This window comes from Rhodococcus sp. LW-XY12, assembly GCF_019317345.1.
GTDB lineage: Bacteria > Actinomycetota > Actinomycetes > Mycobacteriales > Mycobacteriaceae > Rhodococcus > Rhodococcus pyridinivorans.
In genome coordinates this window covers 2,968,276-2,980,818 of record NZ_CP079225.1, presented here as the reverse complement: position 1 = coordinate 2,980,818, position 12,543 = coordinate 2,968,276, and the positions used below count along the sequence as shown (strand labels likewise).

The window sequence follows — 12,543 nt, the reverse complement described above, 5'->3', positions numbered from 1 at the left end:
GGACTCGAGCCACGATGACAGTTCTCGATTCGATTCTCGAAGGAGTGCGAGCAGACGTCGCCGCCCGTGAGGCGGCCCTCGATCTCGCGTCCGTCAAGGCTGCCGCCGCAGCCGCGCCCCCACCGATCGACGCCAAGGCCGCGCTGCGCGAACCGGGCATCGCGGTCATCGCCGAAGTGAAGCGTGCCAGCCCCTCGAAGGGTGCTCTCGCCGACATCGCCGATCCCGCCGAACTCGCAGCAGCGTACGAGTCCGGAGGCGCTCGCGCCATCAGCGTTCTCACCGAGGAACGCCGATTCCACGGCAGCCTCGCCGACCTCGACGCCGTCCGTCGCGCTGTCCGTATTCCCGTACTGCGCAAGGATTTCGTGGTCGGTCCCTACCAGATCCACGAGGCGCGGGCACACGGCGCCGACATCGTGCTCCTCATCGTCGCGGCCCTCGAGCAGACCGTCCTGACGGCGCTGATCGACCGCGTCGAGTCGCTCGGCATGACCGCGCTGGTCGAGGCGCACACCGAGGAGGAGGCCGACCGTGCCCTCGAGGCCGGCGCCACCGTCATCGGCATCAACGCCCGCAACCTCAAGACCCTCGAGGTCGACAAGACGACCTTCTCGCGCATCGCGCCGGGCCTGCCCAGCAACGTGCTCAAGATCGCCGAATCCGGTGTCCGCGGCCCGGCCGATCTGCTCGCGTACGCGGGTGCCGGCGCCGACGCGGTGCTCGTCGGAGAGGGACTGGTGACCAGTGGGGATCCGCGCCAGGCAGTCGCCGAACTGGTGACGGTGGGCACGCATCCGTCGTGCCCCAAGCCCGCACGCTGACCGTCCCGGCCGGTCCGGACCCCCACGTGATCCGCATCGCGTGGTGGGGCAGACTGGACGCGTGACTGCAGACGATTCCGCACTTTCCGCCAAAGGCCGAGGGCTTCCCTCGATGAGCGAAGCCCTCGCCACTCCGACCGCGCACGAACCCGACGTCCGCGGCCATTTCGGAGTCTTCGGTGGCCGCTATGTGCCCGAGGCGCTCATGGCGGTGATCGAGGAGGTCACCGCTGCCTACGAGAAGGAACGCGTCGATCCGGGCTTCCTCGCGGAACTCGACCGCCTGCAGCGCGACTACACCGGCCGCCCGTCCCCGGTCTACGAGGCCACCCGCCTGAGCGAACACGCCGGCGGAGCGCGCATCTTCCTCAAGCGCGAGGATCTCAACCACACCGGCTCGCACAAGATCAACAACGTGCTCGGACAGGTGCTGCTCGCCAAGCGCATGGGCAAGACCCGCGTGATCGCCGAGACCGGCGCCGGCCAGCACGGCGTCGCCACCGCCACCGCATGCGCGCTGCTCGGTCTCGAATGCCGCGTCTACATGGGCGAGGTCGACACCGAACGGCAGGCCCTCAACGTCGCGCGCATGCGTCTGCTCGGCTCCGAGGTCATCGCCGCCAAGACCGGCTCGCGCACCCTCAAGGACGCGATCAACGAGGCGATGCGCGACTGGGTCACCAACGCCGACAACACCTACTACTGCTTCGGCACCGCCGCCGGCCCGCACCCCTTCCCGGCGATGGTCCGCGACTTCCAGCGCATCATCGGCCTCGAGGCCCGCGCACAGATCCGCGAACTCACCGGTCGCCTGCCCGACGCCGTCGTCGCCTGCGTCGGCGGCGGATCGAACGCGATCGGCATCTTCCACCCGTTCATCGACGACCCGTCCGTCAAGCTCGTCGGCTGCGAGGCCGGGGGAGACGGGGTGGAGACCGGACGGCACGCCGCCACCATCGGCGGCGGCACTCACGGTGCCCTGCACGGCGCGTTCTCGTACCTGTTGCAGAACGAGGACGGCCAGACCATCGAATCGCATTCGATCTCCGCCGGTCTCGACTATCCCGGCGTCGGCCCCGAACACGCCTGGCTCGCCGACACCGGCCGGGCCGAGTACCGCGCCGTCACCGACAGTGAGGCCATGGAGGCCTTCGCGTTGCTGTGCCGCACCGAGGGCATCATCCCCGCTATCGAGTCGGCCCACGCCGTCGCCGGTGCCGTCGAGCTCGGCCCCGAACTCGGCAAGGGCGCCATCGTCCTGGTCAACCTCTCCGGCCGCGGGGACAAGGACGTCGACACCGCCGCCAAGTGGTTCGGTTACCTGCCGACCGACGAGTCCGCCGACCGGACCGGCCCCGAAGGAGCAGCCCAGTGAGCGCCCCGCACGAACGCCTGACCGAGATCTTCGCGACCTGCCGCGCCGAGAACCGCGCCGCACTGGTCGGTTACCTGCCGGTCGGCTATCCCACCGTCGAGCGCTCCGTCGAGGCGATGAAGACCCTCGTCGAGGGCGGCTGCGATCTCATCGAGGTCGGCATCCCCTACAGCGACCCGGTCATGGACGGCACCACCATCCAGAACGCGGCGTTCGAAGCGATCGCCAACGGCGTCCGGGTCCGCGACGTCTTCCCGGCCGTCGAGGCGATCACCGCCGCCGGCGGCGCCGCGGTCGTGATGACCTACTGGAACCTCGTGCTCAAGTACGGCGTCGAGAACTTCGCGCGCGACCTCGCGGCCGCGGGTGGACTCGGCATCATCACGCCCGACCTCGTCCCGGACGAGGCGGAGGAATGGATCGCCGCGGCCGACAAGTACGGACTCGGCAGGATCTTCCTGGTCGCACCGTCGTCGACCAACGAGCGCCTCGCGACCACCCTCGACAAGTGCCGCGGCTTCGTCTACGCCACCTCGACCATGGGTGTCACCGGCGCCCGCGACAGCGTCGACAACCGCGCGCCGGAGATCGTCGCCCGGGTGCGCACGCACTCCGACATCCCGGTCGGTGTCGGTCTCGGTGTGCGCAACGGTGCCCAGGCCGCGGAGATCGCGGGCTACGCCGACGGCGTGATCGTCGGTTCGGCGCTGGTCTCCGCCGTCGCCGAAGGGCCCGACGCGTTGCTCGCACTGACTCGGGATCTCGCGAAGGGCGTTCGCTCCGCTAACGTGCACTCGTGACATCCACTGCGTCTGTTCTGGCCTATCTGCCGAGTCCGCCGCAGGGCGTCTGGTATCTCGGACCGTTCGCCCTCCGTGCCTACGCCCTGTGCATCATCGTCGGGATCGTCGTGGCGATCTGGTGGGGCGACCGCCGCTGGGTCGCACGCGGCGGACAGGCCGGCACCGTCCTCGACATCGCCGTGTGGGCGGTGCCCTTCGGCCTGATCGGTGGGCGGCTCTACCACGTCGCCACCGACTGGCAGAAGTACTTCGGAGACGGCAACGACCCGGTCGACGCCCTGAAGATCTGGGAGGGTGGCCTCGGCATCTGGGGTGCGGTCGCCTTCGGTGCGCTCGGTGCGTGGATCGGGTGCCGTCGGCGGGGGATCCCGCTGCCGGCCTTCGGGGACGCCCTCGCCCCGGCGATCCTGCTGGCGCAGGCCATCGGACGCCTCGGCAACTGGTTCAACCAGGAACTCTACGGTCGCGAGACCACGGTGGCGTGGGGACTCGAGATCTACGAACGGCGCAACGACGCAGGGCAGGTCGCGCCCGGGCTGGTCGACGGCGTGTCCACCGGCGAGGTGGCCTTCGTCGTGCACCCGACCTTCCTCTACGAGCTGCTGTGGAACCTCGCCGTCGTGCTGCTGTTGGTGTTCGTCGACCGAAAGTTCACGATCGGTCACGGACGCCTGTTCGCCCTCTACGTCGCCGGGTACTGCGCGGGCCGGTTCTGGATCGAGCTGATGCGCACCGATGCGGCGACCCAGATCGCCGGTATCCGGATCAACTCGTTCACCTCGGGCATCGTATTCGTGCTCGCGGTCGCCTACTTCGTCCTCGCACGTAAGGGCCGCGAGGACCCTGCGACGCTGAATCCGGTCGCCGGGAACGCGGACGCAGAGCCGGCCGCACAGGACGAGGGCGGGGCGGCCGCAGACGAGGCCGCGCCCACTTCGGAGTCGGCGGATGCGGAGTCGGACAGCTCGTCGTCCGCCGCCGGTAGAGTCGACGAAGCGACGTCCGGAGACAGCAAAGGGGATCACTCGTGACCAGACAGGACCCGGAAGCTTCGGGAGCATCCGATTCGGAGCCTGCCAAGCCGGAGCCCGACAAGACGGAGCCTGCCCAGCCCGACCTGACGAAGCGGAGCGAGTCCGCCTCCGGCGCCGACACGCCGGAGCGGTCCTCGGAGAGCGAGCACACCCCGCCTCCCGATCTCGGACGCGCGTTCGACTACGACGCCACCGCGCAGGCCTCGTTGTCCGCTCAACCGCCCACCCTCGACTCCCTCGGTGGCGCCACCGGCACTCCGGGACCGGGATGGGACACCTACTCGGGTGTCGGCAACGGACCGGGCTGGGGGACCACGCCCAGCTACCCGCCGCCGGCCGAGCACGAGTCCGACTATCCGTCCCCGGGCGACTACCCCTACGGCGAGCATCAGGGCCGGCCCGAGACCGGCACCGGACCGGTCTACGGGACACCCGACCCGCACTACCCGATCGGGTCCCCGCAGCAGGACCCGTCGCAGGGCCGGTACACCGGTCCGCAGGGAACGCAGCAGCCGGGTTACGGTCCGCCTCCGCAGGGCGGGCAGGGTTACGGTCCGACTCCGCAGGGCGGGCAGGGTTACGGTCCGACTCCGCAGAGCGGACAGGGATACGGTCCGCCGCCCGGCTACGGGGTGATGCCCGCCTACGGCTACCCCGACCCGTCGAACCCGTACGGTCACGACGCCGCAGCGCCCTTCGGACGCGATCCCTACACCGGCGAGCCGTACTCCGACAAGAGCAAGGTCACCGCAGGTGTGCTGGGGATCCTGCTCGGCGCCTTCGGTGCCGGACGCTTCTACCTCGACCAGCCGGGCACGGCGGTCGCGCAGATCGCCGTCACCTGGCTCACCTGCGGTATCGGGGGCATCTGGCCGCTGATCGACGGCATCCTCATGCTCACCGGCAAGGTCCGCGACAAGAACGGACGCCAGCTCCGTCCGTGACATCCCGACGACTCCGTCGCCTGTGACATCCCGACGTCTCCGTCGCCTGTGACATCCCGACGTCTCCGTCGCCTGTGACATCCCGACGTCTCCGTCCCATCGGCACCCCGGCGACACGCACCGGGGTGCTGGGATGGAGGGTCGCAGGCTCGGAGGCTAGGCTCGAAGCGTGACCCGACGCACCAAGATCGTTTGCACTATGGGGCCGGCCACCGCCGACCCCGATGTCCTGCGGAATCTCGTCGACGCCGGAATGGACGTCGCCCGCCTGAATTTCAGCCACGGTGAACACGCCGACCACGAGGGCCACTACAACCGGGTCCGCGCTGCGTCGGAGGCCTCCGGGCACGCCGTCGGTATCCTCGCCGATCTCCAGGGGCCGAAGATCCGGCTCGGACGATTCGCCGAGGACCGCACCGTGTGGGAACACGGTGAAGTGGTCCGCATCACCGTCGACGACGTGGTCGGAGACCACGACCGCGTCTCGACCACCTACAAGGAACTCGCTCAGGACGCCGTCGCCGGCGACCGGTTGCTCGTCGACGACGGCAAGGTCGGTCTCGTCGTCGAGGCGGTCGAGGGCAACGACGTCGTCTGCCGCGTCATCGAGGGCGGACCCGTCAGCAACAACAAGGGTGTCTCCCTGCCGGGGATGAACGTCTCCGTTCCGGCCATGTCGGAGAAGGACATCGAGGATCTCGAGTTCGCACTGCGCCTCGGTGTCGACTTCATCGCCCTGTCGTTCGTGCGGTCGCCGGCCGACGTCGAACTCGTTCACGAGGTCATGGACCGCGTCGGGCGGCACGTGCCGGTGATCGCCAAGCTCGAGAAGCCCGAGGCCGTCGAGAATCTCGAGGCCGTGGTCCTCGCCTTCGACGCGGTCATGGTGGCGCGCGGCGACCTCGGCGTCGAACTTCCGCTCGAGCAAGTACCGCTCGTGCAGAAGCGCGCGATCCAGATAGCACGTGAGAACGCCAAGCCCGTCATCGTCGCGACGCAGATGCTCGAATCGATGATCGAGAACTCGCGTCCCACTCGCGCCGAGGCCTCCGACGTGGCCAACGCCGTGCTCGACGGCACCGACGCCGTGATGCTCTCGGGTGAGACCTCCGTCGGCAAGTTCCCCGTCGAAACGGTCCGCACGATGGCGCGCATTATTGCCGCCGTCGAGTCGGATTCGACGGAAGTGCCTGCGCTGACGCACGTTCCGCGCACCAAGCGCGGTGTCATCTCGTACGCCGCCCGCGACATCGGCGAGCGTCTCGACGCCAAGGCGCTCGTCGCGTTCACCCAGTCGGGCGACACCGTGCGACGACTCGCGCGGTTGCACACCCCGCTGCCGCTGCTCGCGTTCACGCCCGTCCCGCACATCCGCAACCAGCTGGCGCTGACGTGGGGCACCGAGACCTTCTCGGTCGAGCCGGTCGACACCACCGACCAGATGGTCGAACAGGTCGACGCGGCGTTGCTGTCGCTGGGCCGGTACCAGCGCGGCGACCTCGTGGTGATCGTCGCCGGAGCGCCTCCGGGACGCTCGGGTTCGACCAACCTCATCCACGTGCACCGGTTGGGTGAGAAAGACACCCGGTGACACTGTCGGACACAACGGATCTCGACGTTCTCCTCGGCCTCCTCGATCTGGAGCAGGTCGAGGAGAACGTCTTCCGTGGTGGTCATCCCGAGCAGGTCGGCAGCCGCACCTTCGGCGGTCAGCTCGTCGCGCAGGCGCTCATTGCGGCCGGACGCACCGTGGGTGATCGTCCTGTGCACGCGATCAACGCCCATTTCATCCGGGGCGGCGACGTCAAGCGGCCCATCGACTACCACGTCGTCACCCACCGGGACGGCCGCGACTTCGCGAACCGGATGGTCACCGCCTACCAGGACGACCAGGAACTGTTCGTCATGCTCGCCGCCTTCCAGCGGTGGGGCAAAGGCCTCGAACACTCGGTGACCGTTCCCGATGTTCCCCTGCCCGAAGCGCTTCCGCCGATCGGCGAACGCCTGCGCGGCTTCGAGGAGCAGTTGCCGCATTTCGTCGGCGCGCTCAAGCCGATCGACATGCGGTACGCCAACGACCCCGCCTGGGTGTTGCGGGGAACGGGGGAGAAGCTCGGCCACAACCGCGTGTGGATGCGCGCCGACGGGCAACTGCCCGACGATCCGCTGCTCCACGTCGCCACGCTGGCCTACGCGTCCGACACGACCGTCCTCGATTCGATCCTCACCACGCACGGCCTGTCGTGGGGACTCGACCGGATCGTGGCGGCGACGGTCAACCATTCGATCTGGTTCCACCGTCCGCTCCGCTTCGACGAATGGCACCTGTACGCCACGGAATCCCCGGTAGCGGCCGGTTCCCGTGGTATGGCGACGGGACGCTACTTCACCATCGAGGGCGAACTCGTCGCGACCGTCGTGCAGGAAGGGCTCATCCGTCACTTCCCGCCGCGTCGTCCGTCGGGGAGCTGATCGGCCGATCGGTCGAGGGCGGCCGACAGCGCGCGCATGCCCTCCACGATCCGCGCCAGGTTCTCGGATCCGGTCTCCTCGCACAGTGCCCGCGCGGCGTCGGCGTGAGCGGGGCCGATGGCACGGATCGCGTCGCGACCGGCCGGTGTCATCGCGACGAGCTTGGCGCGACGGTGCGCCGGATTGGGCCGGTACTCCGCCAGGCCCTTGTCGACGAGGAGATCGGCGATGCGCTGCACGCTCTGCCGGGTGATGCCCATCTCGCGGGCGATCGCGGACACCGGCAGCGGAGCGGAGGAGACCGCGCCGAGGACCTGCCACCAGGCCGCGGTCAGGCCCACCGGACGCGCCAGGGTCTCGGCCAGCGCGAAAAACTGGCCGTTGAGCCGGAAGGCCGTCAGTGCGGCCGCGCTGAGCAGTTCGGCCTCCGCCGGGTGCTGCTCGGCCGCGTTCTGCTCCGTCACGAGCCGGAGGACATGAGCTCGTAGTAGCCGCGCGGGTCGCGCTCGCCGTAGAGGGCGTACCAGGCGTCGAGGACGCGCGGTTCGTACATGTCGAGCCGGGTGAAGATCGCGCGGGCGAAGTCGACCGGGGCGATGCCGCTCGCGGTGATGAGATCGCCGTCCGTGACCGCGGGTTCGTCCCGGTACAGATCGGCGCCACCGTATCCGACGCTCTGCAGGAATTCTGGAGCGTTGCTCGTGTGCGGCCGCTCGTCGAGCAGGCCGGCAGCCGCGAGCGCTCCGGTCGCGCCACAGATCGCGGCCACCGGAACGCCGGCGTCGAGGAATTGCCGGGTCTTGTCGACGAACGGGGCGTAGGCGTCGGTCGGCCAGATGTCGTTGCCCGCGAGGATCAGCATCGCGCTGTCCTCCGGCGTGATGTCTGCGAGCACGGCGTCGGGAAGGATGCGGAGTCCGCCCTTGGTCGTGACCGGTTCCGTCGTGGCTCCGACGGTACGGACGCGGTACCGGCCGGGGCTGCGCTGCCATTCGGGATCTGCGATATGTGGCGTGACGTATCCGATCTCCCAGTCCGCCAGGGTGTCGTACACGGCGACGTGAACTGTTTCGGTCATGACAGTATGCTGACAAAACGACAGCCTGCTGTCAATGGTGTCGCACTGCCGGTCGAGGATGATTTGCCGGGTGGTCCAGGCGGCGATTAGCCTTGATCAGGACCACGTCGTGGCGCCACTGTCGTCGAAGGTCGCACGCGACCTCATCGGAGGAGAACATGGGCAACACTCACGCGCAGACTGTGAGCACACGCGCTCGAAGCGCCGTGGCTCCTGCGTGTTGTCGTTGCCGCTGATCACCCCTGTCGGGGCTGCTCGCACTGCTCTCACGATTCCCCTGAGTCCGCTGTGACCGACGATCCGGCGGTGACCGGGAATTCCTCGCATCCGATGCGGTTCGAAAGGCACATCATGTCCGATTCGACAGTATTGCCCGTCATCGATCTGTCCGATCTCGACGGCGACGACACCACACGCAACGCCCTGCTCGATCGCCTCCGGGAGGCCACCCACGAGATCGGGTTCTTCCATCTCGCCGGTCACGGGATAGAGCCCGCGCTCGCCGACGGGCTCGTCGCGGCGGCACGCGAATTCTTCGCCCTCCCCGAGGCGGACAAGCTCGCGATCGAGAACATCCGCTCGCCCCACTTCCGCGGCTACACCCGTGTCGGTGGCGAACGCACCCAGGGCTATGTCGACTGGCGCGAACAACTCGACATCGGCCCGGAACGCGATGCCGTCGCCGAGGTCGACCCCGACCGCCCCTGGGAGGTGCTGCACGGGCCCAATCTGTGGCCCGAGCAGGTCCCCCGACTACGCGAACTGGCCCTGCGGTGGATCGACGAGGCCGGCAACGTCGGACGCCGACTGCTCGGTGCATGGGCCGAATCCCTCGGTGCCCCCGCCGATCACTTCGAGGACGCCTTCGCCGATCCCGACCCGCTGCTGAAGATCGCGCGGTATCCCGGGCACGACCGCTCGGTCACCGATCAAGGGGTCGGCAGCCACAAGGACGTCGGCGCGCTGACGTTGCTGTATCCCGAACCCGGCAGCACCGGCTTCCAGGTCGAACGCGACGGACGTTGGGTCGACATCGACCCGCTCCCAGGGCATTTCATCGTCAACATCGGAGAACTCCTCGAGGTCGCCACCGGCGGTTACCTCCAGGCGACCGTCCATCGTGTGCTGCCGCCCCCGGCGGGCACCGACCGGGTGTCGCTGCCCTTCTTCCTCAATCCCGGTCTCGACCGCGAACTCCCGGCGGTGGAGTTGCCCGCAGATCTGGCCGCGGCCGCCCGCGGCGTCGGCCCCGACGCACACGGCGGCACGCTGCACGCCGTCTACGGCCTCAACGCACTCAAGTCCCGCCTGCGGGCACATCCGAACGTGGCGGAGCGTTTTCACGCGGATCTCCTCGCCCGCTTCGCCGCACCCCGATAATCGATCTGTCCGTCCCCGTATTTCCAACGTCCCCGCATTCCCAACGGAAGGTATCCACCCGATGTCACTGCGTCGTATCGTCGTCGCGTCCGCCGCGCTCACCCTCGCTGCGGGTCTCGCGGCCTGCTCGTCGTCCGAAGGTGACGACACCACCCTCCGGATCTCGGCGTCGTCCACCCCGCACGTCGAGATCCTCGACCAGATCGTGAGCACCGGGGCGCTGGGCGACTACAAGCTCGACATCGTCGAGATCACCGGGGAGGTCGATCCCAACGAACTGCTCGAGGCCGGTGACGTCGACGCGAACTTCTTCCAGCACGAGCCCTACCTGACGGACTGGCAGAAGCAGAAGGGTATCGACGACCTCGTCGCCGTCGCCGACGTGCACCTCGAGCCCATCGGCCTCTACTCGAACAAGATCGCCTCGCTCGACGAGCTGAAGGACGGCGACACCGTCGCCGTGCCGCGCGACACCACCAACTACGCCCGCGCGCTGTACCTGCTCGAATCGGCCGGTCTGCTCGAGATGGACGTGCCCTTCGAGGAGGCCGACCTGTCGGTGGTCACCGAATCGAACATCACCGCCAACCCGAAGAACCTGAACCTCGTCAGCATCGAGCGTCCGCAGCTCGCCCGTCAGCTCGACGACGCGCAGATCACCGCCGCCGTGATCAACTCCAATTACGCGCTCGAAGCCGGCCTGAACCCGGCCGAGGACGCCATCGTCACCGAAGAGGTCGAGAACAACCCCTTCTCCAACCTGCTCGTCGTGCGGGCCGAGAACGAGAACGACCCGGCAGTGACCGCGCTGGCCGAGGCCCTCGAGTCGCCCGAGACGGCTGCCTGGATCGAGGAGACCTACTCCGGCGCCGTGCTGCCGGTCCACTCGACGAACTGATGATCGTCGTCGAGAACCTCGTCAAGACCTTCCCCGGAGCCGGGCGCTCCGGGGAGGTCGCGGCGTTGCGAGGGGTGTCGCTCGAGATCCCCGACGGCGAGATCTACGGCATCGTCGGCCCGTCCGGATCCGGCAAGTCCACCCTTCTGCGCTGTCTGAACCTGCTCGAGCGGCCTACCTCGGGACGGATCCTGCTCGGCGGGGACGACCTGTCGACCCTGTCCGGCGCGGAACTGCGAGCGGCGCGTCGCCGGATCGGGACGGTCTTCCAGCAGTTCAACCTACTGCACTCGCGCACCGTGATCCGGAACGTCGAATTCCCGCTCGAAGTGGCGGGGATCGACAAGGAACAGCGCCGCAAGCGGGCGCTCGAGCTGCTCGATCTCGTCGGCCTGGCCGGCAAGGGGGAGAGCTATCCCTCGCAGCTGTCCGGTGGACAGCAGCAGCGCGTGGGCATCGCCCGCGCACTCGCCGTCGAACCCGAGGTACTGCTGTGCGACGAGGCCACGAGCGCCCTGGACCCGGACACCACCGATCAGGTCCTCGATCTCGTCGCCGAGGTGAACAGACGACTGGGCGTCACGGTCGTGGTGATCACCCACGAACTCGGGGTGCTGCGCCGGATCTGCAGCTCGGCAGCTCGGCTCGCCGCCGGACAGGTGGTCGAGACGGGCCGGATCGTCGATCTCGTCGCCGATCCCGAGTCGGCGCTCGGGCATGCGCTCGTCCCGGTCGGCACCGACCCGTCGACGGGTTCGGGTGCCGACACGGCTCTGGTCACCGCGATCGGTGATGCCGCGCACGGACCGTGGCTCGCTGAGATGATCCGCGCGATCGACGCCGACATCGCTGTGGTCGGCGGCCGGGTCGAACAGGTCGGCAGCGTCACCGTGGGCCGGATGCGCCTTCGGTTCACGGCGGGTACCGATCGGGCACTCATCGAGGGGTTCGTGGCCGAACGCCCGTATCTGAGCCTGGCGTGGGGGACGGAAGCCGAATTGGAGGGACTCACGGAATGACGGTGCAGGCGCGATGAACAAACTGCAGTGGTACGACGCCTTCCCGGAGGTGTGGGAAGCCACCCTCGAGACGCTCTACATGGTTGCGGTGTCCTTCGTGCTCACCGTCGTCGGTGGTGTGCTGGTCGGAATCGTGTTGCAGTTGACGTCCCCGTCCGGACTGTGGCCGCGCAGGACGCTCAACACCGTCCTCGGCGTGATCGTCAACCTCTTCCGGTCGCTGCCCTTCCTCATCCTGCTGATCGCGCTGATCGGGTTCACCCGCTTCATCGTGGGTACCGCGATCGGGCCGACCGCGGCGATCGTGCCGTTGACCATCGGTGCCATCCCGTTCTTCGGCCGGATCGTCGAATCCGCTCTGCGGGAGGTGCCCCGGGGCCGGGTCGAGGCGGCCCAGGCGATGGGGGCCACCAACGGGCAGATCGTGCGCAAGGTGCTGCTGCCCGAAGCACTGTCCCCGCTGATCGCCGGTGCCACCCTCACCCTCGTGCTGCTGGTGGGCTATTCGGCCATGGCCGGTGTCATCGGTGGTGGCGGTCTCGGCGACTTCGCGATCGTCTACGGCTACCAGCGGTTCAACACGCCGGTGCTGTTGCTCGCGGTGGTCGTCCTCATCGTGATGGTGCAGATCATGCAGTCGATCGGTGATCTCATGGTCCGCAGGCTCGCGCACCGGCGGTGACGCCCGAGAGCCGGGCGCACCACCGGTGCGTCCG

13 protein-coding genes are annotated in these 12,543 nt (G+C 68.6%); 11 read left to right on the top strand and 2 right to left on the bottom strand.

The features are described 5' to 3' along the window. Window positions 1–14: 14 nt before the first annotated feature. From trpC to KXC42_RS13880, 7 genes are all read left to right on the top strand, one after another. Window positions 15–824, top strand: coding sequence for an indole-3-glycerol phosphate synthase TrpC (gene trpC / locus KXC42_RS13910; RefSeq protein WP_016696041.1), 810 nt, complete (start codon window positions 15–17; stop codon window positions 822–824). A 112-nt stretch (window positions 825–936) separates the two neighbouring features. Next, complete coding sequence (gene trpB, locus KXC42_RS13905; protein WP_006554060.1) at window positions 937–2,199, top strand: tryptophan synthase subunit beta; 1,263 nt, start codon at window positions 937–939, stop codon at window positions 2,197–2,199. Further along, complete coding sequence (trpA, locus tag KXC42_RS13900; protein ID WP_006554059.1) at window positions 2,196–2,999, top strand: tryptophan synthase subunit alpha; 804 nt, start codon at window positions 2,196–2,198, stop codon at window positions 2,997–2,999. The genes trpB and trpA overlap by 4 nt, the downstream gene beginning before the upstream one ends. After that, window positions 2,996–4,033, top strand: a complete 1,038-nt coding sequence (lgt, locus tag KXC42_RS13895) for a prolipoprotein diacylglyceryl transferase (protein WP_039585217.1) — start codon at window positions 2,996–2,998, stop codon at window positions 4,031–4,033. Before trpA ends, lgt begins: the two co-directional genes overlap by 4 nt. Next, window positions 4,030–4,980 carry a TM2 domain-containing protein gene (locus KXC42_RS13890; RefSeq protein WP_219129172.1) on the top strand — a complete coding sequence of 317 codons (951 nt, stop codon included), beginning with the start codon at window positions 4,030–4,032 and terminating at the stop codon, window positions 4,978–4,980. Before lgt ends, KXC42_RS13890 begins: the two co-directional genes overlap by 4 nt. A gap of 169 nt (window positions 4,981–5,149) precedes the next feature. Continuing rightward, window positions 5,150–6,571, top strand: coding sequence for a pyruvate kinase (gene pyk, locus KXC42_RS13885; protein ID WP_006554056.1), 1,422 nt, complete (start codon window positions 5,150–5,152; stop codon window positions 6,569–6,571). Next, the gene (locus tag KXC42_RS13880; RefSeq protein ID WP_006554055.1) at window positions 6,568–7,452 is read left to right on the top strand and encodes an acyl-CoA thioesterase II; all 885 of its coding nucleotides are present in this window, start codon (window positions 6,568–6,570) and stop codon (window positions 7,450–7,452) included. The genes pyk and KXC42_RS13880 overlap by 4 nt, the downstream gene beginning before the upstream one ends. On the opposite strand, the gene KXC42_RS13875 is transcribed toward KXC42_RS13880, so the two are convergent. Both KXC42_RS13875 and KXC42_RS13870 read right to left on the bottom strand, forming a co-directional pair. Further along, window positions 7,419–7,916 (bottom strand): MarR family winged helix-turn-helix transcriptional regulator, encoded by a 498-nt coding sequence (locus KXC42_RS13875; protein WP_024101204.1) that lies wholly within the window; start codon window positions 7,914–7,916, stop codon window positions 7,419–7,421. The genes KXC42_RS13880 and KXC42_RS13875 overlap by 34 nt on opposite strands. Beyond that, window positions 7,913–8,530 (bottom strand): DJ-1/PfpI family protein, encoded by a 618-nt coding sequence (locus KXC42_RS13870; protein ID WP_019289699.1) that lies wholly within the window; start codon window positions 8,528–8,530, stop codon window positions 7,913–7,915. Before KXC42_RS13870 ends, KXC42_RS13875 begins: the two co-directional genes overlap by 4 nt. A gap of 351 nt (window positions 8,531–8,881) precedes the next feature. Here KXC42_RS13870 and KXC42_RS13865 point away from each other — a divergent pair, with 351 nt between their 5' ends. The 4 genes from KXC42_RS13865 (at window position 8,882) to KXC42_RS13850 (ending at window position 12,509) form a co-directional block, all read left to right on the top strand. Next, window positions 8,882–9,910: an isopenicillin N synthase family oxygenase gene (locus KXC42_RS13865; RefSeq protein ID WP_064062003.1), complete on the top strand. Its 1,029-nt coding sequence runs from the start codon at window positions 8,882–8,884 to the stop codon at window positions 9,908–9,910. Window positions 9,911–9,971: 61 nt separating this feature from the next. After that, window positions 9,972–10,808 carry a MetQ/NlpA family ABC transporter substrate-binding protein gene (locus tag KXC42_RS13860; protein ID WP_019289697.1) on the top strand — a complete coding sequence of 279 codons (837 nt, stop codon included), beginning with the start codon at window positions 9,972–9,974 and terminating at the stop codon, window positions 10,806–10,808. Continuing rightward, a complete protein-coding gene (locus KXC42_RS13855) occupies window positions 10,808–11,827 on the top strand; it encodes a methionine ABC transporter ATP-binding protein (RefSeq protein ID WP_006554050.1) in 1,020 nt (339 codons plus the stop codon). The genes KXC42_RS13860 and KXC42_RS13855 overlap by 1 nt, the downstream gene beginning before the upstream one ends. 13 nt (window positions 11,828–11,840) lie before the next feature. Further along, a complete protein-coding gene (locus tag KXC42_RS13850) occupies window positions 11,841–12,509 on the top strand; it encodes a methionine ABC transporter permease (protein WP_006554049.1) in 669 nt (222 codons plus the stop codon). Window positions 12,510–12,543 lie beyond the last annotated feature (34 nt).

What these genes read in the sequence shown, in the direction of transcription:
- KXC42_RS13850 (WP_006554049.1), top strand. Translation starts at nt 11,841, where the DNA reads ATGAACAAACTGCAGTGGTACGACGCCTTCCCGGAGGTGTGGGAAGCC.
- trpB (WP_006554060.1), top strand. Translation starts at nt 937, where the DNA reads ATGAGCGAAGCCCTCGCCACTCCGACCGCGCACGAACCCGACGTCCGC.
- trpC (WP_016696041.1), top strand. Translation starts at nt 15, where the DNA reads ATGACAGTTCTCGATTCGATTCTCGAAGGAGTGCGAGCAGACGTCGCC.
- KXC42_RS13855 (WP_006554050.1), top strand. Translation starts at nt 10,808, where the DNA reads ATGATCGTCGTCGAGAACCTCGTCAAGACCTTCCCCGGAGCCGGGCGC.
- KXC42_RS13870 (WP_019289699.1), bottom strand. Translation starts at nt 8,530, where the DNA reads ATGACCGAAACAGTTCACGTCGCCGTGTACGACACCCTGGCGGACTGG.
- KXC42_RS13860 (WP_019289697.1), top strand. Translation starts at nt 9,972, where the DNA reads ATGTCACTGCGTCGTATCGTCGTCGCGTCCGCCGCGCTCACCCTCGCT.
- KXC42_RS13865 (WP_064062003.1), top strand. Translation starts at nt 8,882, where the DNA reads ATGTCCGATTCGACAGTATTGCCCGTCATCGATCTGTCCGATCTCGAC.